The following is a 26,378-nucleotide window of genomic DNA, read 5'->3' as shown; positions in this document are numbered from 1 at the left end:
CTGCCGAAGGCTGCGATCTTTTGATCTTCAGCCAAAAAACGGCCGAATCCCGTGATCCCGGAAGTACCGCTCGATCACCTTCGGATCGGAACACGTTTCGGCAATCGCCACATACGTGTCCGGGCGCAACAGATAGAACCCGTTACGCCCCAGGCCCGCCGTTTCGAATGCCGGCCGCCAGTCAAACACGTGCAACGGCAAATGATGCTCGACACACCAGGCAATCATTTCGTCGCTGGTGTCGCCATACACGTGGACCTGCCAGGTCGGACACCGCAGCGATTCGAAATTGTCGCCTTCACCGTCGTGAGCCCAGGGCAATCGATCACCCCCGTGAACCTGTCCGGCCACGCCCGTGCTCAAGGGCATTGCGCGATAATTCAGGGTGATCTGCGACACCGTGCGAAACAGGAACTCGCGAGTGGTCGCAAACGAGGCCATTTTGGGAATCACAAACGGTGCCACACGCGTGCGCAGCACATCCGCCATGCGGCCCTCGGCGGTGGCGAAACTGAACACCCGGTCGGTGGTGGCCACCAGCTTGCGTGCAAAGGCGATGCGCTCGGTTTCGTAGGTGTCGAGCAGTCTGGCCTCGGCACCGCCGCTCAAGACCGACGCGAGTTTCCAGGCCAGGTTGATGGCGTCGCCAATTCCGGTGTTCATGCCCTGGCCACCCGCCGGGCTGTGGACATGGGCGGCGTCACCTAACAGAAAGGCGCGTCCGCTGCGAAAGTGATCCGCCACCCGATGATGCACGCGGTAGGTCGAGAACCAGTTCACCTGTTCGATCTGCACCTTCATATGATCAATCGCATGGCTGCTGACGTCTTCAAACTGCAGGGTTTCAGTGTGCTCCGCACGCTCGTCGCGCACGGTGCCGATCAGCCGGGCACGACCTTCGCCCGCCAGTGGAAACACCGCGAGAAAATCTGCTTCGTCGAGGTCCACGTGCAGCTCGCCGTTGATCGCCGGTCCGCTGGCCTGCACATCCGCCACGTAGAAAATCTGCTGGTAGGTGCCGCCGGGAAATCCGGTGTCGAGGGTCTTGCGCACGATCGACCGGGCACCGTCACAACCTGCCAGATAACAAGCCTGGCAGGCTTCCTGTTGACCGTCGGGCAGGCGCAGCCGAGCGGTGATGCCGTCGCCGGTGTCTTCGAAACTTTCCAGTTCCGTGTTGCGCTCCACGGTGATACCAAAGGCTTCAAGACGCTCAATCAGCAGTCGCTCGTGCTGGTCTTGCGGAAATATTTCCATGAAGGAGTAGGGCGTCAGACCCTCACCGATGTTGGTCAACGGCAAGCGCGCCACCGGTTCGCCCTTGACCCAGAAATTGGCGGCCGCCACCCGATGCCCATTGCGCACGATGGCGTCGCTGAGGTCGAGTTGACGATAGAGTTCCAGGGTCCGTGCCTGGACGGCCAACGCCCGGGACGTGGTGCCGGAGGTCGACGTCTTGTCGATAATCCGCACCCCAATCCCCAGCTTGCTCAGCCACAGCGCCAATACCAGCCCGGTCGGGCCGGCGCCGATAATCAGTACATCGCTACGATTCATGCGCCTGTCCTCCTCGGTGCGTGGGGCAAGTATGGTTCACGCAGGAAAGACGACCAGGCTGCCCGCTCAATGGAAAAAGACTGCCGGCCCTCATAGCCTGCGCCCTGCCATTGATCGTATGGTGATCGCGGCTCAACGGATTTGATGGAGCAACATGCAAGCCAATCGATTGATCATGAGCGTCGCCGCGTTATTGGTTCTGGCGGGTTGCGGCACTCAGCGCACCCAGGAAACCCCGGCGCGCAAGCCCGACGAGGTCAAGGCCGAAATCGTGCGCCTGCTGCCGGCCAAAACCGTCGATCGCCAAGGCTGGGCCACGGACATTTACGCGGCATTTGCTGCCCAGCACCTGTCACCGAGCACACAAAACCTGTGCTCGGTGCTGGCGGTCGCCGAGCAAGAGTCGACCTTTCAAGTGGACCCGCCGGTGCCAGGCCTGGGCACGATCGCCCGCGACGAGATCGACCGCCGAGCCGCCAAAGCCCATATTCCCGGCCTGCTGGTGAGCGCCGCGTTGCAGGTGCGCTCACCCAGCGGCAAAAGCTACAGCGACCGACTGAATGCGGCGCGCAGCGAAAAAGAGCTCAGTGCGATCTTCGATGAGTTCATCGACATGGTGCCCATGGGCCAGACGCTATTCGGTGGTTTCAACCCGGTGCACACCGCCGGGCCGATGCAAGTCAGCATCGACTTTGCCGAGCAACACGCGAAGGATTATCCGTACCCGGTGGACGGTACGATTCGCCATGAAGTCTTCACGCGGCGCGGCGGCCTGTATTTCGGTATCGCCCATCTGCTCGGTTACCCGGTGAGCTACACCCAGCCGCTGTATCGGTTCGCCGACTTCAATGCCGGCTGGTACGCCAGCCGAAATGCCGCGTTTCAGAACGCGGTGAGCCGGGCTTCGGGCATACCGCTGGCGTTGGACGGGGATCTGGTGCGCTACGATTCGATCATGCCCGGCACTACGGAATTGGCGGTGCGTACCCTTGGCAAGCAACTGGACATGCGCAATCCGAGCATTCGTGACCAACTGGAGAAGGGCAAAAGCCTCGAGTTCGAGGACAGCAAGCTTTACCGGCGGGTCTTCGAACTGGCCGAAAAGGCCGAAGACCGGCCATTGCCTCGGGCGGTGTTACCGGGGATCGTACTGCAAAGCCCGAAAATTACCCGCAAACTCACCACAGCATGGTTTGCCAAACGGGTCGATGAGCGCTATCAACGGTGTATGGCGCGCTGACGGATGCGGCGGGATGGCTCGGTCGTCGGGTGGTCACGATAGGGTCGGTTACGGCTTCTACACTGCAATTGATCGAGGTGCTTGGGTAGGTAATGCCGCAAGCTGTGCTGAGGGAGTGCTTATGTACCAGCTCTACGGACACCAGAACTCCGGCGCTGCCGCGATAGAAGCGGCACTGGAACTCTGCGAAATTCCTTACCGTTTCATCGACGTTGAAGTGTCTCGGCAGGCGGCTCAAACGCTGGAGAAACTCAACCCGCTCAAACAGATTCCGACCCTGCAATTGCCTGATGGCAGCATCCTGACCGAGAGTGCGGCGATCCTGATTCACCTGGGGCTGACGTTTCCAAAATCCAGCCTGCTGCCCAAGTTGCCCGCCGAGCGTGACCAGGTCATTCGCGGCATGGTGTATATCGTCAGCAATTGTTATGCGGCCATCGGCGTTATTGATTATCCCGAGCGTTGGCTGGCCGAGGCGGATGAATCGTCCAGGCAAAACCTCGTGGCCGGAGCCCGCGAACGCCTGCATTGGAGTTGGGAGGTGTTTGCCGATCAGTTTTCGGGCGAACTGTATCTGGGGGATGAGAAGCCGGGAGCGCTTGACGTGCTGGCCGCGGTAATCAGCCGGTGGGCCGGCAGTCGCGAGTACCTGCGCAGCGCCCGGCCCGGGTTTTTCGCCTGGCTTGAGCGAATCGACCGGCACCCGACGTTGGCCCCGGTCTTTGCCCGGCATTGGCCGGCCTGAAAAGATCGCAGCCTGCGATACATTTTCCCTGTAGGAGTTGCCGCAGGCTGCGATCTTTTGATCTGCTGTTACTCGCCGCGAATGTACTGCTCCAGCTGACGAATCAACTCAGCCTGTTCGGCGATGGCTTCCTTGACCAGGTCGCCGATCGACAGCAAGCCAATCAACTTGCCGTTTTCCACCACCGGCAGGTGGCGCAGGCGTCTATCCGACATGATGCCCAGGCAGGTGTCGACCGTTTGATGGGTGTCCACGGTGATGACCGGGGACACCATGATGTCGCGAACCGGCGTGCCCACCGAAGAACGTCCATGCAGCACCAGTTTGCGCGCATAGTCGCGCTCACTGATGATGCCCAGCACTTCATCATTCTCCACCACCAGCAAGGCGCCGACGTTCTTCTCGGCCATCTTCATCAGAGCTTCCAGCACCATGTGATCGGGTTTGATCTGGTGCACTTCCTGATTCTTCTGATCTTTCAACTTGAGCAGTTGGGCGACGGTTTTCATGGCGGCTTCTCAGGTGTTGTCGTTGTTCTTGAAGAATCGTAGACCCGAGCGCTGAGGGCAAGGGAGAAAGCGGCAGATAACGCTCAAAAAACGTCATTCGACGGTTTTTCTTCACCTTTCATCGTTTTATCGGGTGGGGGCGAGACGGTATCTACACTGATATTACGGGTGCGCATCCGTCGCACCAGACGACCAAACCACTGGAGTCAGACCATGACCGACCGTATCTGCGACTGCCCCAAATGCTCATGCAAACTGGGCGACCATCCGATCGTGCGCCACGGTAAGCACTATTGCTGCGAAGGGTGCGCCAAGCACCACGAACACGGTGAGGAATGCACCAGCAAGGGCTGCAAATGCGCCCACGGATAACGATGATTTGAACGTGTAGGAGCGAGCTTGCTCGCGATGGACGTTAACGATAACGCGTGCATTCTGAATTAACGCGCCGTTCTCGACTCCATCGCGAGCAGCTCGCTCCTACTGTGGCCACACGTCAATTCGCCGGCCGCCAGGTGACATTCTCGACGCCGAACTTTTCCGCCAGCGGTTTGCTGGTCTTTTGTACCTTCTCTCGGCCAAAGCGAGGGATTCGTCCGACCCCCGCGTCGCAACTCGCCCAATGCCAGGCTTCCGCGTTGTCCATTTTGTCCAGGCGGATAATGAATGACTTGGGCACGCCATGAAGGGTGTATTCAATGACGAAAAGTTTTGCGTTGTTCATAAAGCCTGTATTCCTCCCTGTGGTAATAGAGGGATCGCGGGCGTAAAGGAAAATTCAGTTGGATTGTCGGACGGCGCTGGCCAGTGGCGACAACGCCGGTGGCTCGCTACCATGCAATACCTGCCCAACCCCAATGATTTTTGATCATGGCCCTTGCCGCACCTCCCGACCTGAGTGATACCGATGTGCCCGTGCAACCACTGGCGCGCACTTACCCGCGCGGGCTGTTTATCGAGCCCCACGAGCATGTCTGGGGCCAGTTGCTGTATGCGATGAGTGGCGTAATGTGGGTTGAAACGCCACATGAGGCGCTGGTGGTCCCGCCGCAACGGGCGGTGTGGCTGCCGCCGGGAGTTGCGCACGGGATTCGCGTAGTGTCGGACTTGCAGATGCGCAACATTTACCTGCGGCCATCATTGGCGGCGACACTGGACGCCACTGTCCAGGTGATTGAAGTGGGCGGTTTGCTGCGCGAGCTGATCGTTGGTCTGGTGGAGCAGGGCGACAGTGGTGACCCGGAGTATTACGAGTCTCTGGTCGGCCTCGCGCTGCTGGAGCTTAGGCGGGCCAAGCGTTCTCTGCTGAAAATACCGTTGCCGGATGATTCTGATCGGCGCCTGATCAACCTGTGCCAGTCGGTCATGGCGGCGCCATCTTTGGAGGTTCCCTTCGAACAGCACGCCGAAAACGCCGGGGCCAGTGTGCGTACCCTGGCGCGGCTGTTCAAGGACGGCTTGGGCATGGGCTTCGCCGAATGGCGGCGGCAAGTGCAATTGGCGACGGCCGCTGCCGAGTTGATCCAGGGCGTGCCTGTCAGCGCGATTGCCCGAGAGTTGGGCTATTCGCCGAGCAGCTTCAGCGACATGTTCCGCCGGGAGCTCGGTGTCGCACCCTCTCAGTTTTGCGCGAGCCATTCCAACCAAAACGAAAACCTGTAGGAGCTGCCGCAGGCTGCGATCTTTTGATCTTGCTTTTAAAAGAGAAGATCAAAAGATCGCAGCCTGCGGCAGCTCCTACAGGTTTGCGTCGCGACGGTGTTTTGGCCGACGCACGGAAGGTGTGCGTCGCGCGCGGTGTTTTGGCCGACATTCAGAAGCGCTTGGCCGATGCTCATGGCTGATCCCCTCTAGACTTCGTGCATCCCTTGATTGCCCACGGAGTCTGTCATGAGCTACCTCATCTCGCTGGTCATCGGTCTGGGCGTCGGCCTGCTGTACGGCGCACTGGATTTTCGTTCCCCCGCGCCTCCGGCCATCGCGCTGATAGGTCTGCTGGGCATGCTCGCCGGCGAGAAGCTCTGGCCGATGGGCCGGCAACTGGTCGCTGGCTGGATCTCCTGACGCTCCTTTATCTACTGGATGGACACTCACATGAAAGCACTGCAGTTCGACAAAACCGGCGACCTTTCGGCCTTGCGCTACGTCGAGGTTCCCACCCCCGTTGCCGGCGCCGATGAAGTCCTGGTCCAGATCAAGGCTGCCGGCCTCAACCCCAGCGATGTGAAGAACGTGTTGGGGCGCTTTCCCTACACCACCGTGCCGCGAATTCCCGGTCGTGATTTCGCCGGGGTCGTGGTGGCGGGACCGCAGGCGCTGATCGGGCAGGAAGTCTGGGGCACGGGCCGGGAGCTGGGCTTTTTCGCCGACGGTTCCCATGCGCAATTCGTCAAACTGCCGGCCAATGGCGTGGCGCTCAAGCCGACTCATCTGAGCTTCGCCCAGGCGGCCAGCCTCGGCGTGCCTTACACCACGGCGTGGGATGCTCTGGAACGCAGTCTGGTGGTGGCCGGCACACGGCTGCTGGTGATCGGCGGCGGGGCGGTCGGCAACGCGGCGTTGGCGTTGGCCAAAGTGCGTGGCGCGCAGGTGCTGGCGGCGGCGCGGCGGCCAGAACAGGTCAAGGAGTTGGAAGCCCAGGGGTATCCAACACTGCAGCTGGATAAACCCGAAGATCTGGCGGCTCAAGTACAGGCAGTTTACGCCGGCGGCGCTGACGTGATTTTCGACACCACCGGTTTCTGGCTGCCAGCGTCGGTAGCGGCGTTGGCAGCGTTTGGCCGCATCGCAATCATTGCCGCGCCGGTGGATGGCCTCGTCCAATTGCCCGCCCTGGCGTTGTATCGCAAGGGCGGTTCGGTGGTCGGCATCAACTCGTTGCTGTACGGCGTTCAAGCCTGTGCGGCGATGCTTGATCAGTTCGGCCGGTTTTTCGATCAGGACCTGTTGCCATTGCCGCAAGGGCTGTTCGAATCGCCGCTGGCGGAAGGGGTGACGCGTTATGCGGAGGTCAATCAGGGCAGCGGTGACAAAGTCATCCTGCTGCCTTGATCCCCTGTGCGCTGGCGATGGTCAGAACTGCGCGGTTTGCTTGAGCATCTGTGCCGCCGGTGTATCGGTCGGGCTGACCATTGCGTAGTTGTAACCGCCCCCCGACCAATATTCGGCCTGCAATTCGCCATCGCTGCGACTGCCCCTGGGCAGCAGGTAGTTTTTCGGCCCGGGCGGGCGGACGTAGAAACTGACCTTGTGCCCGCCCTGATCTTCATACACCACCATCGCCGCCGGACCTTGCTCGGTGCTGAGCAAACGCCCGCTGGCCGGTTTGAAACCTGCGCCCGAGAGGTCAGGCAAGCGATTGGCTTGAGTGAAATAACGGTCGAGCCAGGCCTGCATATCGCCGTCATCACTGACCTTGTAGTCGGCCGGCAGCATGCCTTGTTGGGCAAACAGCCGGTAAGCCTGCATGGCGTCGGTCATCGGCAGTTGGGCACTGACCAGCGTCATCTCCCGGGCTTGCCAACCGCTCAACCCGCCGACACTGACGGCTATCAGCAACACGGCGGCGCTGGCCAGATGACGGCGGGACTGGCGTTTAAGGCGTTGTCGAATCAGCGCCGGGTCGAGGTCGGGATTGGCGGGTTGCTGCAACGCGCCACTCAGGGCCGCGCGCAGTTGCTGGGCGTCTTGCTGCCAGGCGCGTACTTGCGCGGCTACAAGCGCATTGCTGGCCAGAAAAGTTTCCACCAGACGTCGGTCGGCATCGCTCAGTTGATGGTCGACGTAGGCGTGCAGGTCACGCTCGCTTGGGGGCATGCTGATCATTTGAGTATCCGCAGAGTGGGGCTGACGATTTCGCCATCGCTTAGTTGGCGCAAGGCCTGGCGAGCACGGGACAGGCGGGACATCACGGTGCCGATCGGGACGTCGAGAATCTCGGCGACCTCTTTATAGCTCAAGCCTTCCACCGACACCCAGAGCAGCAACGCGCGCTGTTCGGTGGTGAGTTGATCGAAGGCCTTGAGGGTGGATTGGGCGATCACGGTGCGCTCCACCGACGGCTGTGCATCATCGCGCCCGGTGAAAAATTCGAGCATCCGCGCATAACGCCGGGAGCGTCGATGTGCATCGAGAAACTGTCGGTAGAGAATTGAAAACAGCCAGGCGCGCAGGTCGCCATCGGGACGTTTATCGCCCCAACGCAACAGTGCCCGCTCAAGGCACGACTGCACCAAATCATCGGCACTGCTCGGATTGCGCGTCAACGACACGGCAAACCGGCGCAATCTGGGAATGATTTCACTCAGTTGTTCGTCGATATCGTTCATGAATTTCTGACTAGTCACTACGCTGTGGACTAGGAAGACGCCCGGCATTCAAGGTTATTCCACGCCTGAAAAAATAAATACCGCGCGCTGGAATAAACCCTCGCGGGGTTCGTCTGCTTGATCCTTCTCACTTGTGGCCGATGGCCCTGGAGTCTTTCATGGTAGATCGCTCATCACCGCCCACCCGGCCACCCTTGAGTGCCGCGAGCCTGGCGTTGCGCCTGGCCGGCATTGCCGTGGTGGTCGCCGTCGTGGCCGGGGCTTTTGCCTACGTCAACGGCACCTTCGACCCACAGCGTCTGACGCCGAAAAAGCTGATCAATGTGCTGGAGACCAACAATGGCGTACACCCTGGGTTCCGTCGTAACCACGCCAAAGGCGTATGCGTGATCGGACATTTCGAGAGCAGTGGCGAGGCGCGCAGCTATTCGACGGCGCAAGTGTTCAATGAGGCGCGCACCCCCGTGGTCGGTCGCTTGGCCTTGCCTGCCGGTACTCCTTATGCCCCGGACAGCGCCGTGCCCATCCGTAGCATGGCGCTGCGATTCACCCAGGCCAACGGCCAACAGTGGCGCACTGGCATGAACAGCATGCCGGTGTTCCCGGTGGGCACGCCCGAGGCGTTCTACCAGTTGCAACAAGCCCAGTCGCCGGACCCGGCCACCGGCAAGCCGAACCCGGCTGCCGTGCCTGCGTTCTTCGGTTCGCACCCGGAAGCCGCGCCGTTCCTGGCCTGGATCAAGACTGCCAAACCGTCGGCCAGTTACGTGACGGAAACCTACAACAGCGTCAACGCGTTTTACCTGGTGAATGCCGCCGGGCAACGCCAGGCAGTGCGCTGGAGCATGACCCCGGTGGCTCAGGATGCGGCGGGTGCCACGGCACCGGAGGGCGCTGACTTCCTCGAGAAAGACTTGGTGCAGCGTATCGCCGCAGGACCACTGCGCTGGCAGCTGAACATCACGCTGGCCAATCCGGGAGATCCGGTCAACGACGCGAGTAAGGCCTGGCCCGACGGCCGCAAGGTGCTGAATGCCGGCACGTTGGTCCTCGAAAGCACGCAGCCGCAACTCAATGGCGAATGTCGGGACATCAACTACGATCCGCTGGTTTTACCGAGCGGTATCGAAGGTTCCGACGACCCGTTACTCGCCGCTCGCTCAGCGGGTTACGCCAGTTCCTACTTACGCCGCACCAGCGAAGTCAGCCAGTTGCCAGCCGCTAAACAGGAGGCTCAACAATGAGCACTCAACCGAATCACTTCGCCCCCTTGGCGCGACTGCTGCACTGGCTGATGGCGCTGATGATCATTGCCATGTTGTTCATTGGCGCGGGCATGGTGGCCTCTGTGTCGGAGCGCCATGAGTGGCTGATCCATCTGCACAAGCCCTTGGGCATCGCCATTCTGCTGTTGGTGATCGTGCGGCTGGGCGTGCGCTTTTCCACGCAACAGCCACCGCTGCCGGCAGACCTGCCGGGCTGGCAAGTGCTCGCGGCCAAGGCTTCGCATGTGTTGCTGTACGCGTTGATGTTTATTTTGCCGATACTCGGCTGGGCGATGATCTCGGCGGCGGGCGATCCGGTGATGCTCAGCAGTTCGTTGCAGTTGCCGTCGATCCTGCCGGCGAATGCACAGATGTTTGCGTTCCTGCGCAAGGCTCACGGGTATTTGGCGTATTTACTGTTTTTGACGGTATTGCTGCATTTGGCGGCGGCGTTGTTTCACGCTTGGGTGCGGCGTGATGATGTGCTGGACAGCATGCTGCGGGGTAAGGATCGCGGCTGATTTTCTGTAGCAGCTGACGCAGCCTGCGTCCGGCTGCGCAGCAGTCGCTATCAACACCACGTTTTGCCTGAAGACCGCGGTGTTTGATTTACGACTGCTTCGCAGCCGGACGCAGGCTGCGCCACCTGCTACATGGACCGGGCGATCAGCGCAGGGTATCGACCATATCTGCAACGGTGGTCAACACATCCTTGCCCAACTGCTTCGAACGCTTGCCCGACCAGCCGGTCAACGCGTTCGGCGCGTCGTTGTTGTCCTTGAAAGGCATTTCCAGGGTCAACGAAAGGCAGTCGAATTTCTGTCCGACACTGTTGCACGCCAACGTCATGTTGGCCTTGCCCGGCTCATCGCGGGTGTAGCCGTGCTTGGTCTGGAAATCTTTGGTCAAATGCTTCAAGTGATCGCGGAAGTGGGTTTCCAGCTTTTCGATCCGCGGCGTGTAGCCCGGGTTGCCTTCGCAACCGGCGGTGAATATGTAGGGGATTTCTTCATCGCCATGGATGTCGAGGAACAGATCGACGCCGTACTTTGCCATCTGCTGTTGTACGAAAAAGACTTCCGGACTGATGTCCTGGCTGGCGCTCTGCCAGGCTCGATTCAGGTCCTGGCCCATGGCGTTGGTGCGCAGATGACCATGGAAGGCGCCGTCCGGGTTCATGTTCGGCACCAGGTACAGGTCGGCACTGGCCAGCAGTTTGTTCAATACCGGATCGTCGTGTTTTTCCAGGCGTTCGATCACGCCTTCCATGAACCATTCAGCCATGTGCTCGCCCGGGTGTTGCTGGGCAATAATCCAGACTTTGCGCTGACCGTCTGCGCCAGTGCCTTTACGTAGTAACTGGATGTCCCGACCTTCCACGCTCTTGCCGGTGGCCAGCAGCTCGGTGCCGGCCTTGCTCAGTGCCTGCTCGATCAGCCAGTCGTGACGGCCGCGGCTGTAGGGTTCGAAATAGGCAAACCAGGCATGGGTGGCGGTCGCTTCAAGGCTGAAACGCAGGCAGTCACCCTCGAAAATGGTCGGCACCCGGAACCAGTTGACGTGGTCGTAGGACGCCACCGCCTGATAACCATCCCAGGCCTTGTTGTAGGAAGACTTGCTGGCATTGTTCAGGCGGAACCAGTGCTCCTGACCGACGTGCAGACCGCTGGCCTTGAAGTGGAACCACTGAAAATGCTGGCTGCGGGTGTCCGGCTTGATGGCCAACAGCGCTTGCAACGGGTTGCTGATATCCAGCACTTCAATGTTGCCGCTGTCGAAGTTTGCGCTGATGTCGAAAGAGGATTTAGCCACGGTCATAGTCGATTCCTGAATATGATTTTTTATGGCTGCTACTTTACACGCTGGGGAGGGGAAACCGGGGGAAATTGCGGGGTGTAGCGGGGGGCGTCCTCCTTGACGCAGACGCAGCTTAGAGACTGTGCAATTGATTCTCAAGTGCTATTTTTCATTAGTTTGCCCCAATGCAGACGGGCTTCCCTTGCCGCCAGAGGTTCTTTTGATATTATCCGCGCCATCGAATTTGTAGCACTTGAAGACTTCGTTAGCCTGAAGGTAAAGCCAGAATAACTGGCAAAAAAAAGACCCGGCAAAAAGCCGGGTCAAAAACCGTGATTAGCCTGATGAGGAGATAGTCCAGGAGACCGACCTAAGGTCACTTGGACAATCGACTGATCTCGCGACCAGCTGCATGAAATAATAATCATTCTCGTTTGAAAGTCAAACGATTTTATCCGCGCGATTGGAAAATTCTTTCCCGCGCTCTCCAATTGCCCCTGTCTGGTTTCAGCCGTTGTGATCGCCGTCCAGGGATCGGTCCAACAACGCCTTGGCCATGTCGATCATGTGCACGGTCGAAAATGCCAGGTCCCGGTTTGCTCCCTGCAGATGGTTAGCCGACTCGAATGCCGTAGCGGCAGCGCAGCGCAACAGGTCCGAAGCATGTACCAGCGCTTCCTCACTGCTGATATTGCGGTTCACAGCAAAAAAACGTTCTGCTTCGGCGACCTTTTCTGACACAACCGGTTTCAAGTAATAGTCCAGCGCTCGCTGCGCGGCGGCAGAGCCTTTTGGCGAGGTGAGGGTGGTATCGATTTGCATGTCTGGCAGGTCGTTGCTGGGGATGTTCATGGCGATGACAAGCTCCGTGTTAGATTCAGATCCGTGAACCAATCCTAGTACGTACTGTATTTGTGACGAGAATTTAAATACTACAAGTTGTGTTTGAAAGGCCGGAGGCGCCCACGTATCGTGCTGCTCATGGATAAATGGATAGAGTTGGTCAAGGCCAAGATGAGTGAACTCAAAGTCACTCAAGAGATACTCGCGGAGCGCGTAGGGATGTCCCAGGGCGGGATTGGCCACTGGCTGTCAAAACGCCGTCAGCCCAGCATCGAGGACATGAATGGTGTCTTGCAGGCGCTGGGCATGGACTATCTGGAAGTGGCAATGGTGATCAGGGAGCCTCTGGTCCTGCAAGACAATGAGACTTGTCTGACGCAAAAATACAACCCGTACTTCCGCTACCCGGTCAGCGACTGGCGAGAAGCCGCCGAGGTACGTGACGGAGAGCAATCGATCTACGGCAAGCCCCGTTTCGAGCTGACCGATTACCACGCTCGGGGCAAGGCGTTCTGGCTGGTCGTGGCCGGCGATGCGATGACGGCACCGAGCGGCGTGAGTATTGCCGAGGACATGTTGATCCTGGTGGACCCGGACGTGGAAGCAGTGCCAGGCAAACTTGTGATCGCCTTGTGGCCGGACAGCACCGAGGCGACTTTCCGCAAACTCATCGAAGAGAGCGGGCAGCGTTACCTGGTGCCGCTCAATCCGACGTATCCGAAAGCCCTTTACACCGAAACATGCCGAATCATCGGCGTGGTGGTTCAGGCAACAGCCAGGTTCTAATCCGATCGGTCCTCGCAATGCGTAGGACCGATCTTCATTTCAGGCTTCTTCCAACTCGACCAGCGCACTGCCTTCGCTGACCATCTCGCCTTCCTGGCAGTACAACGCCTTGATCACCCCGGCGTGTGGCGCACGGATGCTGTGCTCCATCTTCATCGCTTCCAGCACCACCAGTTGTGCGCCGGCTTCGACCGTTTGCCCGGCCTCGACCAGCACGCGGACGATGCTGCCGTTCATTGGCGCCGTCAGCCCGCCCTGATGGCTGTGACTGGCTTCGACGGCGCTGATCGGGTCGTAGGCCTCGATGCGGCGCAATTCACCTTCCCATTGCAGGTACACAACGCCTTCACGGCGGATTGTCCGATGCTGGCGGCGCACGCCGTCGTGTTCTGTCAGCAGTTGCTCGCCCTTGAGTTGCGCCGTGCAGGGGTTGCCCAAGGTCAGCGCCCGGTCCTGGCCTTCGCAACTCAGGTGGAGGGTAATTTCTTTCGGTAAACCGGCACGGAAACCATTGCTAATCCCCCAAGGCGAACTCCGGTCATCGGCGCGTAGCGATCCTGGTTGGCTTTGGGCAAACGCCTGCGCCGCGGCTTGCCAGAATTCGTCACTGAGCAGCGAAGGCTCTGGCAGCAGTTGCTCCTGATGACGGGGGATGAATCCGGTATCCAGTTCTGCCGCTGCAAATGCGGGATGGCCGATGATGCGGCGCAGGAAGTTGATGTTGGTCTTGAGCCCGCCAATCGCAAACTCATCCAGCATGCTCAACAACCGCAGGCGCGCCTGCTCACGATCTTCGCCCCAGGCAATCAATTTGCCGAGCATCGGATCGTAGAACGGTGAGATCTCATCGCCTTCTTCCACGCCACTGTCGACGCGACGCCCCGGACCTTCGGCAGATTCGCGATACAGCTCCAGACGCCCGGTCGCCGGGAGGAAATCATTGCCCGGATCTTCGGCATACAGCCGCACTTCGATGGCATGGCCGAGCAGTGGAACCTCGGCTTGGGTCATCGGCAGCGCTTCACCGCGCGCCACGCGAATCTGCCACGCTACCAGGTCGAGGCCGGTGATGGCTTCGGTCACCGGGTGTTCGACTTGCAAGCGCGTGTTCATCTCCATGAAGAAGAACTCACCGCGCGCATCCAGCAGAAATTCCACGGTGCCGGCACCGACATAACCGATGGCCTGCGCCGAACGCACAGCGGCTTCACCCATGGCGCGGCGCAGTTCCGGGCTCAAACCGGGGGCGGGGGCCTCTTCGACGACTTTCTGGTGCCGACGCTGGATCGAGCAGTCACGTTCATTCAAGTAAAGGCAGTTGCCATGCTGGTCGGCGAAGATCTGAATCTCCACGTGGCGTGGTTTCAGCAGGTATTTCTCTACCAGCATGCGCGAATCGCCGAACGACGATTTTGCTTCACGCTGTGCCGATGCCAGGGCTTCGGCCAGTTGGCTGACATCCTCGACCACTTTCATGCCTTTGCCGCCGCCCCCCGCCGTGGCCTTGAGCAGTACCGGATAGCCGATGCGTTCGCAGGCATCGCGGAAGGTGTCGAGGTCTTGAGCTTCTCCGTGGTAACCGGGCACCAATGGCACGCCAGCGGTTTCCATGAGTGCTTTGGCGGCGGATTTGCTGCCCATGGCATCGATGGCCGAGGCGGGCGGACCGAGGAAGATCAGGCCGGCGGCTTCGATGGCACGAGCGAACCCGGCGTTCTCCGACAAAAAACCATAGCCCGGATGAATCGCCTGCGCACCGCTGGCCTTGGCGGCTGCGATCAGTTTGTCGATTTGCAGGTAACTGTCGGCGGCTTTGCTGCCACCGAGGTCGACGCGGATATCGGCTTCGCGGCTGTGCCTGGCTTCACGGTCCGTGGCGCTGTGCACGGCCACGGTGGTCAGGCCCAGGGCCTTGGCGGTGCGCATGACCCGGCAAGCGATTTCGCCACGGTTGGCCACCAGCAGAGAGGTAATGACAGGGGCGCTCATCAATGCGGCTCCTTGGTGGTGGTTTCGGCTTGCCAGCTCGGCGGACGTTTTTGCAGAAAGGCGCGCAGGCCTTCCTGACCTTCGGGACTGACGCGGATACGCGCGATGGAGTTTTCGGTGTAGCGCCGCAGCGCCGGAGTCAGTGCGCCGTTGCCGACTTCACGCAGCAAATCCTTGCTGACACGCATGGCTGCGGGGCTGTTGAGCAGCAAGTTATCGACCCACTGTTCGACTTTTTGCTCCAGTTCACTGGCCGGATAACTGTCGGACAACAAGCCGATTTCGCGAGCGCGTTGCCCACCGAATCGCTCCGCCGTCAGGGCATAACGACGTGCCGCACGCTCGCCGATGGCTTGCACCACGAACGGGCTGATCACTGCCGGCGCCAGGCCGATACGCACTTCCGACAGGCAGAACTGCGCGTCATCGGCGCCAATCGCCATGTCGCAGCAACTGATCAGGCCGAGCGCGCCGCCGAAAGCGGCGCCTTGCACCACGGCCAGCGTCGGGATTTTCAGCTTGGCCAGGTTGTACATCAACTCCGCCAGTTCCCGGGCGTCGTCGAGATTGGTCTGGTAATCGAGTTCGGCCGATTGCTGCATCCACGCCAGGTCGGCACCGGCGCTGAAGTGCTTGCCGCGACCGCGCACCAGCAAAAATCTCAGGTTGGCGTCTGTCGAGACCTTGTCCAGGGCGAGGATCAATTCACGGATCATCTCGGCGTTGAACGCGTTGTTTTTTTCTTCACGGCTGAGCCACAGGGTCGCGAAACCCCGTGGGTCGGTCAGCAGCTCAAGGGTATTGAAATCGCTCATTTTCGTCCGTCTCCACGGCACTTGTAGGAGCGAGCTCGCTCGCGAAGGACGTCAACGATAACGCGTGCTTTCTGAATTAACGCGGCGCGCTATCGTCCATCGCGAGCAAGCTCGCTCCTACAGTCAGTTCACATCCGGAACACGCCGAAGCGGCTCTGTTCGATTGGCGCGTTCAACGACGCGGACAAGGCCAAAGCCAACACATCGCGGGTCTGCGCCGGGTCGATGACACCGTCGTCCCACAGCCGAGCGCTGGAATAGTAAGGGTGGCCCTGTTCTTCGTATTGATCGAGGATCGGTTGCTTGATCTCGGCTTCCTGCTCGGCGCTGAAAACCTGGCCGCTGCGCTCGGCTTGCTCGCGCTTGACCTGTACCAACACGCCAGCGGCCTGTTCGGCGCCCATCACGCCGATGCGTGCGTTCGGCCACATCCACAGGAAACGCGGATCGTAGGCCCGCCCGCACATGCCGTAGTTACCGGCGCCGAAACTGCCGCCGATGATGACGGTGAACTTCGGCACCTTGGCACAGGCTACGGCGGTGACCAGTTTCGCTCCGTGCTTGGCGATGCCGCCGGCTTCGTATTTCTGGCCGACCATGAAACCAGTGATGTTTTGCAGGAACAGCAGTGGGATGCCGCGCTGGCACGCAAGCTCGATAAAGTGCGCGCCTTTCTGCGCCGCCTCGGCGAAGAGGATGCCGTTGTTGGCGAGGATCGCTATCGGGTAACCGTGCAAGTGGGCAAAGCCGCAGACCAGGGTAGTGCCGAACAGCGCTTTGAATTCATCGAACACCGAACCGTCCACCAGCCGCGAAATGACTTCGCGCACGTCGAACGGCTGCTTGGCGTCGGCCGAGACTACGCCGTACAACTCATCACTGGCGTAGAGCGGAGCGATTGGCGTGCGTTGTTGCAGCTCGCCCATTTTGCGCCAATTGAGGTTGGCGACACTGCGTCGGGCAATGGCCAGGGCATGTTCGTCGCTTTCGGCGTAATGGTCGGCAACCCCGGAAATCTTGCAGTGCACGTCGGCACCGCCCAGATCTTCGGCGCTGACCACTTCACCGGTCGCGGCTTTCACTAACGGTGGGCCGGCGAGGAAAATCGTCGCTTGCTGGCGGACCATGATCGCTTCGTCGGCCATCGCGGGCACGTAGGCGCCACCGGCGGTGCAGGAACCCATCACCACGGCGATCTGCGGAATGCCCATGGCGCTCATGTTGGCCTGGTTGAAGAAGATCCGCCCGAAGTGCTCGCGGTCCGGGAACACTTCATCCTGACGCGGCAGGTTGGCGCCGCCGGAGTCCACCAGGTAAATGCACGGCAGGCGATTCTGCTGGGCGATGGTCTGGGCGCGCAGGTGTTTTTTCACGGTCAGCGGGTAATACGAGCCACCTTTTACGGTGGCATCGTTGGCGACGATCATGCACTCGACGCCTTCGACGCGGCCGATGCCGGCAATCACGCCAGCGGCCGGCACGTCTTCGCCATACACCGCGTAGGCCGCCAGTTGGCTGATTTCGAGAAACGGCGAGCCCGGATCGAGCAGCCGATTGATCCGCTCGCGAGGCAATAATTTACCGCGCGAGGTGTGGCGTTCTTGCGCCTTGGGGCCGCCACCTTGCTGCACTTGGGCGAGCAGGGTGTGCAAGGCGTCGACCTGTTTGAGCATTGCCGCGCTGTTGGCCGCGAACTCCGCCGAACGGGGGTTGAGCTGGGTATGCAGGATAGCCATGGACAGCTCCGTTTTAGCGGGTTTCGTTGAACAGTTCGCGACCGATCAGCATGCGACGGATCTCACTGGTGCCGGCGCCAATTTCGTACAGCTTGGCGTCACGCAGTAGGCGACCGGCCGGAAATTCGTTGATGTAGCCGTTGCCGCCGAGAATCTGGATCGCGTCGAGGGCCATTTGCGTGGCGCGTTCGGCGCTGTAGAGGATCACCCCAGCCGCATCCTTGCGCGTGGTTTCACCGCGCTCGCAGGCTTGGGCCACCGCGTACAGATAGGCGCGGCTGGCGTTGAGTTGGGTGTACATGTCGGCAACTTTGCCCTGGATCAGCTGGAATTCGCCGATGCTCTGGCCGAACTGCTTGCGGTCGTGGATGTACGGCACGATCAGGTCCATGCAGGCCTGCATGATGCCGGTCGGGCCGCCGGACAGGACAACACGTTCGTAATCGAGACCGCTCATCAGTACTTTCACGCCGCCGTTGAGCGCGCCAAGGATGTTTTCTTCCGGTACTTCAACGTCATCGAAAAACAACTCGCACGTGTTGGAACCGCGCATGCCGAGCTTGTCGAACTTGTTGCTGCGGCTGAAGCCTTTCCAGTCGCGCTCGACGATGAAAGCGGTGATGCCGTGGGGGCCTTTTTCAAGGTCGGTTTTGGCATAGATCACGTAGGTGTTGGCGTCTGGACCGTTGGTGATCCAGGTCTTGCTGCCGTTTAGGACGTATTTATCGCCGCGTTTGTCGGCACGCAATTTCATCGATACCACGTCGGAACCGGCATTCGGCTCGCTCATGGCCAAGGCGCCGATGTGCTCGCCGCTGATCAGTTTTGGCAGGTACTTGGTTTTCTGTTCGTGATTGCCGTTGCGGTTGATCTGATTGACGCAGAGATTGGAGTGGGCGCCGTAGGACAGGGCGACGGACGCCGAACCACGGCTGATTTCTTCCATGATCACCACATGGGCCAGGTAACCCAGGCCAGCGCCGCCGTACTCTTCAGGAACGGTCACGCCCAGCAGGCCCATGTCGCCGAATTTGCGCCACAGGTCCGCCGGGAACAGGTTGTCGATGTCGATCTGAGCGGCGCGTGGAGCGATCTCTTTGTCGACGAAGGACTGAACCTGATCGCGCAGCATGTCGATGGTTTCACCGAGGGCAAAGTTCAGGGATGGATAGCTCATGGGTCACCTTTTGGCTTTTTTGTAGGGCGGGGAGGACAGTGATGTGGCTCTCACCTTTACGTTAACGTAAGCCTGTGACGAATGGCTGTCAATCACCCTTTACGTTAACGTCAACTTGAGCGAGAGTAGGACAGCGCTTACAGACTCACGACGGTCACCTGTGGGACCGCCGTAAAGCCCATTAATAAAGATAATAGGGGTCGTCATGGATCAACCCAGTGCAAGCCCGCAGCGCAGCTACACCCGTGGTACTCAGGACAAAGCCTTATTGGCGATGACCATCGGCCAGGCATTCAACCACACGGCGGCGCGGTACCCGAACGGCGAGGCGCTGGTCGTGCGCCATCAACAGTTGCGCTATACGTGGCAGCAGTTGTCCGAGACGGTGGATCTGCATGCCAGGGCCCTGCTCGCGCTGGGCTTGCAAGCCGGCGACCGTGTTGGCATCTGGGCACCGAATTGCGCCCAATGGTGCATAAGCCAGTTTGCCAGCGCGAAGATCGGCGCGGTCCTGGTCAACATCAATCCGGCCTACCGCAGTTCCGAACTTGAATACGCCTTGAAGCAATCCGGTTGCCAATGGCTGATCTGCGCCGGATCTTTCAAAACCTCCAATTACCACGGCATGCTCCAGGGGTTGGTGCCGGAACTGGCCGAGCAATCCATCGGACAGTTGCAGAGCGAGCGCCTGCCGGAGCTGCGCGGCGTCATCAGCCTTGATGCGCAGCCGCCTTCGGGTTTCCTGCCGTGGTCGCAACTGACCGATCTGGCTGCCAGTGTGACGGTCGACCAGTTGTGCGAGCGCGAGGACAGCCTGCACTTCGACCAACCGGTGAACATCCAGTACACCTCCGGCACCACCGGTTTCCCCAAGGGCGCGACCCTCAGTCACTACAACATTCTCAACAACGGTTACATGGTCGGTGAAAGCCTTGGGCTGACGGCCAATGATCGCCTGGTGATTCCGGTGCCGCTGTATCACTGCTTCGGCATGGTCATGGGCAATCTTGGCTGCATCACCCACGGCAGCACGATGATTTACCCCAACGATGCTTTCGATCCGTTGCTGACCCTGACGACCGTCGCCGAAGAAAAGGCCACCGCGCTCTACGGCGTGCCGACCATGTTCATCGCCATGCTTGATCAGCCCAAACGCAGCGAGTTCGACCTGTCGAGCCTGCGCACCGGGATCATGGCCGGGGCGACGTGTCCGATCGAAGTGATGCGCCGGGTCATCAGCGATATGCACATGAGCGAAGTGCAGATTGCCTACGGCATGACGGAAACCAGTCCGGTGTCGTTGCAGACCGGTCCCTCAGATGAACTGGAGTTGCGCGTTACCACTGTCGGTCGGACTCAGCCGCAGCTTGAAAGCAAAATCATCGACGAGGCGGGCAACCTGATGCCGCGCGGCACCATCGGCGAGCTCTGTACCCGCGGTTACAGCGTGATGCTCGGTTACTGGAACAACCCGCAAGGCACCTCGGAAGCGATCGATCAGGCAGGCTGGATGCATACCGGTGACCTGGCGAGCATGAATGACGAAGGCTACGTGTGCATCGCCGGACGCAACAAGGACATGATCATCCGCGGGGGTGAGAATATTTACCCGCGGGAGCTGGAAGAGTTCTTCTTTACCCACCCGGCCGTGGCGGATGTGCAAGTGATCGGCATCCCGTGTTCGCGCTATGGTGAAGAGATCGTCGCCTGGATCAAGTTCCACCCGGGCCACAGTGCTACCGAACAGGAGCTGCAAGCCTGGTGCAAGGAACGCATCGCGCACTTCAAGACGCCGCGTTACTTCAAGTTTGTGGAAGAATTTCCGATGACGGTGACCGGCAAGATCCAGAAATTCAGGATGCGCGAGATAAGCGTTGCGGAGCTCAAAGCGACGCGGTAGGAGCTGCCGAAGGCTGCGATCTCTTGATCTTCGGCATCCCTGAGAGCGCTAAAGATCAAAAGATAAAAGATCAAAAGATCGCAGGCTGCGCCAGCTCCTACAGGGTTGCGATCTTTTCGGGAAATACACAAACACCAGAAAGCACAAAGGGGAGCCGAAGCTCCCCTTTAATTTTGTCGTTGCGCGTGCTCTTTTTTTATTATTGAGGGGCGGTCTGTTTTTGTTTTTAGTGACCGTGACCCTTTACTGCTGTTTTTATCGATCCCCATCCGGGATCAAGAGCAAACGTATTTTTTTGAGCGCTGATCTACTTTTTCGCTGAGCGATCCAACCAGTTCGGGAGCTACCTGAGGGTAGTTTTATTGTTCTCTGCCCGGTTGCGGGTTACTTCGAAAAGCACCCTGAAAAGCACATCTTCTCCAAAAAAATCTGTTAGCTGCGTCTCTGCCGTGTTGTTTTTGTTATGTCAGAGTCGTTACGTCTTATTTTTATTAGGCCTTGCTGCTTTTTTTGTTCTTGTTATGCCATAGAGATAGCAGAAGCCGTGCCAACTTTTAAAAACCCTTTAAAATCAACATCTTGAGTTTTTGTAGGAGTTTTCGCTAAGCTAAATCCTGACAATTTGTTTCCGTGTTACTCGCTTTCGCCCACGTTCCAGCATTCGCGGTAACACCCCACCTCTCACTGTGCGCTACGCGCCTTGGCCACGCGCGAACCGGTCGCTCGCCCTAGCACCGAACAAATCTGCTGGCCGGCAAGAATCAATGCGTCCAGATCAATTCCGGTCTGAATACCCAAGCCATTGAGCAGGTAAACCACGTCTTCGGTCGCGACGTTCCCGCTGGCGCCCTTGGCGTACGGGCAGCCGCCGAGCCCGGCGATAGAGCTGTCAAACACCGAAATGCCTTCCAGCAGGCTGGCGTAGATATTGGCCATGGCCTGGCCATACGTGTCGTGGAAGTGCCCGGCCAGTTTTTCGCGAGGCACATCGGCGGACACCAGTTCAAACATCGTACGGGTGGCGCCGGCGGTGCCGGTGCCTATGGTGTCGCCGAGAGACACTTCGTAGCAGCCCATCGCATAGAGCTCGCGAGCCACCAAGGCGACTTGCGCAGGCTTGACTTGACCTTCGTAAGGGCAGCCCAGCACACAGGACACGTAACCGCGCACGCTTACCCCATGTTGTTTGGCGGCGTCCATGATCGGTACGAAACGCTCCAGGCTCTCTTTGATGGAGCAATTGATGTTGCGCTGGGAAAACGCTTCGGACGCTGCCGCAAATACCGCAACTTCCTTGACCCCGGCCGCCATGGCGTCTTCGAATCCGCGCAGATTGGGGGCTAGCGCACCGTAGCTCACGCCCGGCTTGCGCTGGATTTGCGCGAAGACATCCGCGGAACCGGCCATCTGCGGTACCCATTTGGGCGAAACGAAACTGCCGACTTCTATATAGCCGAGGCCTGCGGCGGTTAGCGCGTCGACCAGTTGCACCTTGTCGGCAACGCTGATCGGTTGGGCTTCGTTTTGCAGACCGTCGCGAGGGCCGACTTCGACCAGGCGTACAAAGGTGGGAAGGGACATGGGATTCGACCTGTGATGATTGTCTGAATGCCCCCTGTAGGAGCTGCCGCAGGCTGCGATCTTTTGATCTTGATTTTTAAGAGCAACGTCAAAAGATCGCAGCCTGCGGCAGCTCCTACAAGGGGATTGTGTTGATCTATTGAACTGCTTGCTGACTTTTGATCGTCTGCTCCAGCGCCTGCACGCAACGCTCTTGCGCCGTATCCAGTTCAAGCTTCATCTGCTCGATGTCGAGCATTTGCTGCTCCAGCTGTTCGCGGCGCTCGGCAATTTTGGTGAGCATGGTCTGCAGTTGTTTTTGATTGCCGCCGGTGGGGTCGTAGAGTTCGATCAGCTCGCGGCACTCGGCCAGTGAGAAGCCAATGCGCTTGCCCCGCAGGATCAGCTTCAGGCTGACCTTGTCGCGGGGCGTATAGATACGTTCCTGGCCACGCCGCTCGGGGCTGAGCAGGCCTTGCTCTTCATAAAAGCGAATGGCCCGGGTGGTGATGTCGAGCTCGCGGGCGAGATCGGAGATGCTATAGGTCAGGCTGCTCATAAGCGCGCTCGAAAAAGGTCATGGCGCTAAGCTAATGTCAGGTTGACGTTTACGTCAAGGGCGAAAAGATCGCAACCTGCGGCAGCTCCTACACGAGAACGCAAATCCCCTGTAGGAGCTGCCGCAGGCTGCGATCTTTTGATCTTTGTTCAACCCGGTTGCTTATCGAGCTTCTTCTCATGTGCCGTCACCTGCTGGCACAACTCGATCATCTGCTCGCGCATCCAGCGGTTGGCCGGATCCTGGTCGGTGCTTTCGTGCCAGTAGAGGTGGGTTTCCACCGGGGGTACGTCGTTAACCGGCAGGCTGAACGCGTGCAAATCATTACGCCGGGCGAAGCGTTCCGGCACGGTCATGACCATGTCGGTTTGCTGCAGTACCTGGGAAGCCATCAGGTAATGCTGGGAACGCAGTGCGATTTTGCGCTGAATGCCCATTTTTCCCAGCGCCAAGTCGACATGCCCCAGGCCACTGCGGCGGCTGGAGATATGAATGTGCGTCAGTGACAGGTAGTCATCGAGGGTGAATTTTTCTTTGCCGGCCAACGGATGGCCCTTGCGCATGGCGCAGACGTAGCGGTCTTCCATCAACTTGACGTGGCGCACCTGCGGGTCAGTGTTGAGCGGCGCATCCACCGCGAAGTCGAGGCGACCGGCCGCCAGTTCTTTGGTGGTTTCCCGGCGTTTGGACAGGAAACTCTCGATGATCACCGTCGGTGCCAGCCGGCGCAGGCGTTGGAACAGCGGCGGCAGGATCACGGCCTCTGTGAGATCGGTCATGCTGATGCGGTAGGTCTTGACCGCTTGCAGCGGGTTGAAGATGCGGCTTTCCTGCACCGACACCCGCAGCAGTGAAAGGGCATTGCGCACCGGGCCGATGATGTTTTGCGCCATGGGCGTCGGCACCATGCCTTGGGCGGTACGCACGAACAATGGGTCGTTGAAGGTCTCGCGCAGGCGGGCCAGAGCGTTCGAGACCGCAGGCTGAGTAATGCCGACAATTTGCCCGGCGCGGGTCAGGTTGGCTTCGGTGTAGATCGCGTCGAAGACGATGAAAAGGTTGAGGTCGACCTTGCTCAGATTCATTGCGCTGCACTCTTATTGTTGGGCTCTCAATCAGCCGATCATATATCGGTGATGAATGTTAATACACGCCGAGAATAGGCTAGGTAAATTTTCGTAGCTGTTCTAGCATCGATTGCATGACTTAAACAACCTCTGCCCAAGAAGGTAAATGCTCATGGATTTCGCTTATTCGCCCAAGGTTCAGGAACTGCGTGAGCGCGTAACCGCGTTCATGGATACCTACGTTTATCCCGCCGAAGCCGTGTTCGAGCGTCAGGTTGCCGAGGGCGATCGTTGGCAGCCGACCGCGATCATGGAAGAACTCAAACTCAAGGCCAAGGCTGAAGGCCTGTGGAATTTGTTTCTTCCTGAGTCCGAGCTCGGTGCCGGGTTGACCAACCTCGAATACGCGCCGCTGGCAGAAATCATGGGTCGCTCGCTGCTGGGGCCTGAGCCTTTCAACTGCTCGGCGCCAGACACCGGCAACATGGAAGTGCTGGTGCGTTACGCCAACGAAGAACAGAAACAACGCTGGCTCGAACCGTTGCTGCGCGGCGAGATCCGCTCCGCGTTTGCCATGACCGAGCCGGACGTGGCGTCCTCCGATGCCACCAACATGGCGGCCCGTGCTGTCCGCGACGGCGATCAGTGGGTGATCAACGGCAAGAAGTGGTGGACCTCCGGTGCCTGCGATCCACGCTGCAAGATCATGATCTTTATGGGCCTGAGCAATCCCGACGCGCCACGCCACGCGCAGCACTCGATGATTTTGGTACCGGTGGATGCACCGGGCGTGAAGATTGTTCGTCCACTGCCGGTATTCGGTTACGACGACGCACCGCACGGCCATGCCGAAGTACTGTTTGAAAACGTCCGCGTGCCGTACGAAAACGTCCTGTTAGGTGAAGGGCGCGGCTTCGAAATCGCTCAGGGTCGCCTTGGCCCGGGCCGGATCCACCACTGCATGCGTTCGATCGGTATGGCTGAACGAGCGCTGGAACTGATGTGCAAACGCTCGGTGAACCGTACGGCGTTCGGCAAACCCCTGGCGCGGCTGGGGGGCAACATCGACAAGATTGCCGACTCGCGGATGGAGATCGACATGGCGCGCCTGTTGACGTTGAAAGCGGCGTACATGATGGACACCGTCGGTAACAAAGTGGCGAAGAGCGAGATCGCGCAGATCAAGGTCGTGGCTCCGAACGTAGCCTTGCGGGTTATCGATCGGGCGATCCAGATCCATGGTGGGGCAGGGGTTTCCAACGATTTCCCGCTGGCCTACATGTATGCGATGCAGCGTACCCTGCGCCTGGCTGACGGCCCGGATGAAGTGCACAGGGCGGCGATCGGCAAATTCGAGATCGGCAAATACGTGCCGAAGGAAATGCTGCGCAGCAGCCACTGAAACTGACGCGATTTTTGTAGGAGCTGGCGAAGCCTGCGATCTTTTGACCTTGATCTTTAAAGTCAAAAGATCGCAGCCTGCGGCAGCTCCTACAAGGGTTGTGTTTAGTCGGGAGATGGCAGCCCGAAAAAGGCCCGCGCACACGCGGTGCTGTGGGCTGCCAGTTCTTCCTCGCTTTCCCCTCGGTGCAATGCCACTTCCCGCAATACTTCGGTCAGGTACGCTGGCTCGTTGCGCCCGTTTTTTGGCTTGGGTCGCAAGCTGCGTGGCAGCAGATACGGCGCATCACTCTCCAGCATCAACCGACCCCGCTTGATCTCTTTCACCAAGGGGTGCAGATGCGTGCCTCGGCGCTCGTCGCAGATCCAGCCAGTGATGCCGATGTGTAGATCCAGATCGAGGTAGCTGAACAGCGCCTTCTTTTCGCCGGTGAAGCAATGAATCACCGCGGCCGGCAGTTGATCACGGTAATCACGGAGGATTTCCAGCAAACGCTGACTGGCATCGCGTTCGTGGAGGAACACCGGCAATTGCAATTCGACCGCCATCGCCAGATGTTCTTCGAGGACCTTTTCCTGTTGCGGGCGCGGCGAGAAATCACGGTTGAAATCCAGCCCGCATTCACCCACGGCCACCACGTTCGGCTCTTTGAGCAAACCGCGCAGACGCTGCGCGCTGTCGGCGTTCCAGTCGCTGGCCGAATGGGGATGAATACCCGCGGTGGCAAACAGCCGTTGCGCCGTTTCATCCAGTTGCTGGCACAGCTCCAGGGCCTGTTCGCTGCCCTCGACGCTGGTGCCTGTCAGCACCAATTGGCAAACGCCGGCCGCGTAGGCGCGGTCGAGTACCGCCTGGTGTTTGTCAGCAAAACTGGGGTTGGTCAGGTTGACGCCGATATCGATGAGTTGCATGGTGCTACCTCGGACCAAAGGCCGGAAAGCATATCAGAGCTGTAGATTTATAAGAAAAGCCAAGAACTACAACGAGTTAAAGCTGTCTCTTGATGCCGCGAGACAAGGCAGGCTGGCTAAGGTGCCATCACTGTGCCAGTCTTTCGCACTTTGCCAGCGCTCAAGGCGCTCTGTTTCTGTCGTTCGATTTCA

General features: G+C 59.4%; 26 protein-coding genes. 11 read left to right on the top strand and 15 right to left on the bottom strand.

Annotation, left to right across the window (positions count from 1 at the left end):
• Nucleotides 1-27: 27 nt before the first annotated feature.
• The gene (locus ACA052_RS19550; protein WP_497646364.1) at nt 28-1,557 is read right to left on the bottom strand and encodes an FAD-dependent monooxygenase; all 1,530 of its coding nucleotides are present in this window, start codon (nt 1,555-1,557) and stop codon (nt 28-30) included.
• A gap of 154 nt (nt 1,558-1,711) precedes the next feature.
• Here ACA052_RS19550 and ACA052_RS19545 point away from each other — a divergent pair, with 154 nt between their 5' ends.
• Both ACA052_RS19545 and ACA052_RS19540 read left to right on the top strand, forming a co-directional pair.
• A complete protein-coding gene (locus tag ACA052_RS19545) occupies nt 1,712-2,797 on the top strand; it encodes a DUF1615 domain-containing protein (RefSeq protein ID WP_497646363.1) in 1,086 nt (361 codons plus the stop codon).
• Between the two features lie 121 nt (nt 2,798-2,918).
• Entirely contained in the window at nt 2,919-3,542 is a 624-nt protein-coding gene (locus tag ACA052_RS19540) for a glutathione S-transferase (RefSeq protein WP_497646361.1), read from the top strand.
• A gap of 68 nt (nt 3,543-3,610) precedes the next feature.
• Here the strand turns inward: ACA052_RS19540 and ACA052_RS19535 are convergent, their stop codons facing one another.
• Entirely contained in the window at nt 3,611-4,051 is a 441-nt protein-coding gene (locus ACA052_RS19535; RefSeq protein ID WP_007944798.1) for a CBS domain-containing protein, read from the bottom strand.
• Nucleotides 4,052-4,264: 213 nt separating this feature from the next.
• Here ACA052_RS19535 and ACA052_RS19530 point away from each other — a divergent pair, with 213 nt between their 5' ends.
• Nucleotides 4,265-4,423 carry a metallothionein gene (locus tag ACA052_RS19530; RefSeq protein WP_497646360.1) on the top strand — a complete coding sequence of 53 codons (159 nt, stop codon included), beginning with the start codon at nt 4,265-4,267 and terminating at the stop codon, nt 4,421-4,423.
• Nucleotides 4,424-4,547: 124 nt separating this feature from the next.
• Here ACA052_RS19530 and ACA052_RS19525 read toward each other — a convergent pair whose 3' ends face one another.
• Nucleotides 4,548-4,775, bottom strand: a complete 228-nt coding sequence (locus ACA052_RS19525; RefSeq protein ID WP_157712600.1) for a DUF6555 family protein — start codon at nt 4,773-4,775, stop codon at nt 4,548-4,550.
• 146 nt (nt 4,776-4,921) lie between these two features.
• Between ACA052_RS19525 and ACA052_RS19520 the strand changes: the two genes are divergently transcribed.
• The 3 genes from ACA052_RS19520 to ACA052_RS19510 all read left to right on the top strand — a co-directional run bounded on the left by ACA052_RS19520 (nt 4,922) and on the right by ACA052_RS19510 (nt 7,102).
• Nucleotides 4,922-5,713 carry an AraC family transcriptional regulator gene (locus ACA052_RS19520; RefSeq protein ID WP_497646359.1) on the top strand — a complete coding sequence of 264 codons (792 nt, stop codon included), beginning with the start codon at nt 4,922-4,924 and terminating at the stop codon, nt 5,711-5,713.
• Between the two features lie 228 nt (nt 5,714-5,941).
• Nucleotides 5,942-6,115: a DUF1427 family protein gene (locus ACA052_RS19515; protein ID WP_140667893.1), complete on the top strand. Its 174-nt coding sequence runs from the start codon at nt 5,942-5,944 to the stop codon at nt 6,113-6,115.
• A 30-nt stretch (nt 6,116-6,145) separates the two neighbouring features.
• On the top strand, nt 6,146-7,102 hold the full coding sequence (locus ACA052_RS19510) for a quinone oxidoreductase family protein (protein ID WP_497646358.1): 957 nt from the start codon (nt 6,146-6,148) through the stop codon (nt 7,100-7,102).
• A 21-nt stretch (nt 7,103-7,123) separates the two neighbouring features.
• On the opposite strand, the gene ACA052_RS19505 is transcribed toward ACA052_RS19510, so the two are convergent.
• Nucleotides 7,124-7,876 (bottom strand): anti-sigma factor family protein, encoded by a 753-nt coding sequence (locus ACA052_RS19505; protein WP_497646356.1) that lies wholly within the window; start codon nt 7,874-7,876, stop codon nt 7,124-7,126.
• A complete protein-coding gene (locus ACA052_RS19500) occupies nt 7,873-8,379 on the bottom strand; it encodes a sigma-70 family RNA polymerase sigma factor (RefSeq protein WP_497646355.1) in 507 nt (168 codons plus the stop codon). Before ACA052_RS19500 ends, ACA052_RS19505 begins: the two co-directional genes overlap by 4 nt.
• A 158-nt stretch (nt 8,380-8,537) precedes the next feature.
• Here ACA052_RS19500 and ACA052_RS19495 point away from each other — a divergent pair, with 158 nt between their 5' ends.
• Together ACA052_RS19495 and ACA052_RS19490 are read left to right on the top strand one after the other, a co-directional pair.
• Nucleotides 8,538-9,623, top strand: a complete 1,086-nt coding sequence (locus tag ACA052_RS19495; RefSeq protein WP_497646353.1) for a catalase family peroxidase — start codon at nt 8,538-8,540, stop codon at nt 9,621-9,623.
• A complete protein-coding gene (locus tag ACA052_RS19490) occupies nt 9,620-10,165 on the top strand; it encodes a cytochrome b (RefSeq protein WP_497646352.1) in 546 nt (181 codons plus the stop codon). Before ACA052_RS19495 ends, ACA052_RS19490 begins: the two co-directional genes overlap by 4 nt.
• Nucleotides 10,166-10,310: 145 nt before the next feature.
• On the opposite strand, the gene ACA052_RS19485 is transcribed toward ACA052_RS19490, so the two are convergent.
• Nucleotides 10,311-11,462, bottom strand: a complete 1,152-nt coding sequence (locus ACA052_RS19485; RefSeq protein ID WP_497646351.1) for a M14 family metallopeptidase — start codon at nt 11,460-11,462, stop codon at nt 10,311-10,313.
• 486 nt (nt 11,463-11,948) lie between these two features.
• Entirely contained in the window at nt 11,949-12,293 is a 345-nt protein-coding gene (locus ACA052_RS19480) for a DUF6124 family protein (RefSeq protein WP_497646349.1), read from the bottom strand.
• Nucleotides 12,294-12,422: 129 nt separating this feature from the next.
• Between ACA052_RS19480 and ACA052_RS19475 the strand changes: the two genes are divergently transcribed.
• A complete protein-coding gene (locus tag ACA052_RS19475) occupies nt 12,423-13,070 on the top strand; it encodes a LexA family protein (RefSeq protein WP_497646348.1) in 648 nt (215 codons plus the stop codon).
• Between the two features lie 39 nt (nt 13,071-13,109).
• Here the strand turns inward: ACA052_RS19475 and ACA052_RS19470 are convergent, their stop codons facing one another.
• From ACA052_RS19470 to ACA052_RS19455, 4 genes are all read right to left on the bottom strand, one after another.
• On the bottom strand, nt 13,110-15,059 hold the full coding sequence (locus tag ACA052_RS19470) for an acetyl/propionyl/methylcrotonyl-CoA carboxylase subunit alpha (protein ID WP_497646347.1): 1,950 nt from the start codon (nt 15,057-15,059) through the stop codon (nt 13,110-13,112).
• Nucleotides 15,059-15,874, bottom strand: a complete 816-nt coding sequence (locus tag ACA052_RS19465) for a gamma-carboxygeranoyl-CoA hydratase (protein WP_497646346.1) — start codon at nt 15,872-15,874, stop codon at nt 15,059-15,061. The genes ACA052_RS19470 and ACA052_RS19465 overlap by 1 nt, the downstream gene beginning before the upstream one ends.
• Before the next feature lie 128 nt (nt 15,875-16,002).
• Complete coding sequence (locus ACA052_RS19460; protein WP_497646345.1) at nt 16,003-17,610, bottom strand: carboxyl transferase domain-containing protein; 1,608 nt, start codon at nt 17,608-17,610, stop codon at nt 16,003-16,005.
• A 13-nt stretch (nt 17,611-17,623) separates the two neighbouring features.
• Nucleotides 17,624-18,787, bottom strand: a complete 1,164-nt coding sequence (locus ACA052_RS19455; protein ID WP_497646344.1) for an isovaleryl-CoA dehydrogenase — start codon at nt 18,785-18,787, stop codon at nt 17,624-17,626.
• 205 nt (nt 18,788-18,992) lie between these two features.
• On the opposite strand from ACA052_RS19455, the gene ACA052_RS19450 reads away from it, so the two are divergent.
• A complete protein-coding gene (locus ACA052_RS19450; RefSeq protein WP_497646343.1) occupies nt 18,993-20,687 on the top strand; it encodes an AMP-binding protein in 1,695 nt (564 codons plus the stop codon).
• Between the two features lie 681 nt (nt 20,688-21,368).
• Here the strand turns inward: ACA052_RS19450 and ACA052_RS19445 are convergent.
• From ACA052_RS19445 to ACA052_RS19435, 3 genes are all read right to left on the bottom strand, one after another.
• Complete coding sequence (locus tag ACA052_RS19445) at nt 21,369-22,268, bottom strand: hydroxymethylglutaryl-CoA lyase (protein ID WP_497646342.1); 900 nt, start codon at nt 22,266-22,268, stop codon at nt 21,369-21,371.
• A 136-nt stretch (nt 22,269-22,404) separates the two neighbouring features.
• The gene (locus ACA052_RS19440) at nt 22,405-22,806 is read right to left on the bottom strand and encodes a MerR family transcriptional regulator (protein ID WP_497646341.1); all 402 of its coding nucleotides are present in this window, start codon (nt 22,804-22,806) and stop codon (nt 22,405-22,407) included.
• Nucleotides 22,807-22,955: 149 nt separating this feature from the next.
• Nucleotides 22,956-23,891: a LysR family transcriptional regulator gene (locus tag ACA052_RS19435; RefSeq protein ID WP_497646340.1), complete on the bottom strand. Its 936-nt coding sequence runs from the start codon at nt 23,889-23,891 to the stop codon at nt 22,956-22,958.
• Nucleotides 23,892-24,045: 154 nt separating this feature from the next.
• On the opposite strand from ACA052_RS19435, the gene ACA052_RS19430 reads away from it, so the two are divergent.
• Nucleotides 24,046-25,275 carry an acyl-CoA dehydrogenase gene (locus ACA052_RS19430; RefSeq protein WP_497646339.1) on the top strand — a complete coding sequence of 410 codons (1,230 nt, stop codon included), beginning with the start codon at nt 24,046-24,048 and terminating at the stop codon, nt 25,273-25,275.
• A 104-nt stretch (nt 25,276-25,379) separates the two neighbouring features.
• On the opposite strand, the gene ACA052_RS19425 is transcribed toward ACA052_RS19430, so the two are convergent.
• Complete coding sequence (locus ACA052_RS19425; protein ID WP_497646338.1) at nt 25,380-26,186, bottom strand: TatD family hydrolase; 807 nt, start codon at nt 26,184-26,186, stop codon at nt 25,380-25,382.
• Nucleotides 26,187-26,378: the final 192 nt, after the last annotated feature.

Source organism: Pseudomonas sp. LBUM1644 (assembly GCF_059716195.1).
Note: the sequence above shows the minus strand (reverse complement) of the source record. Positions and strands in the feature narration are given on the sequence as shown.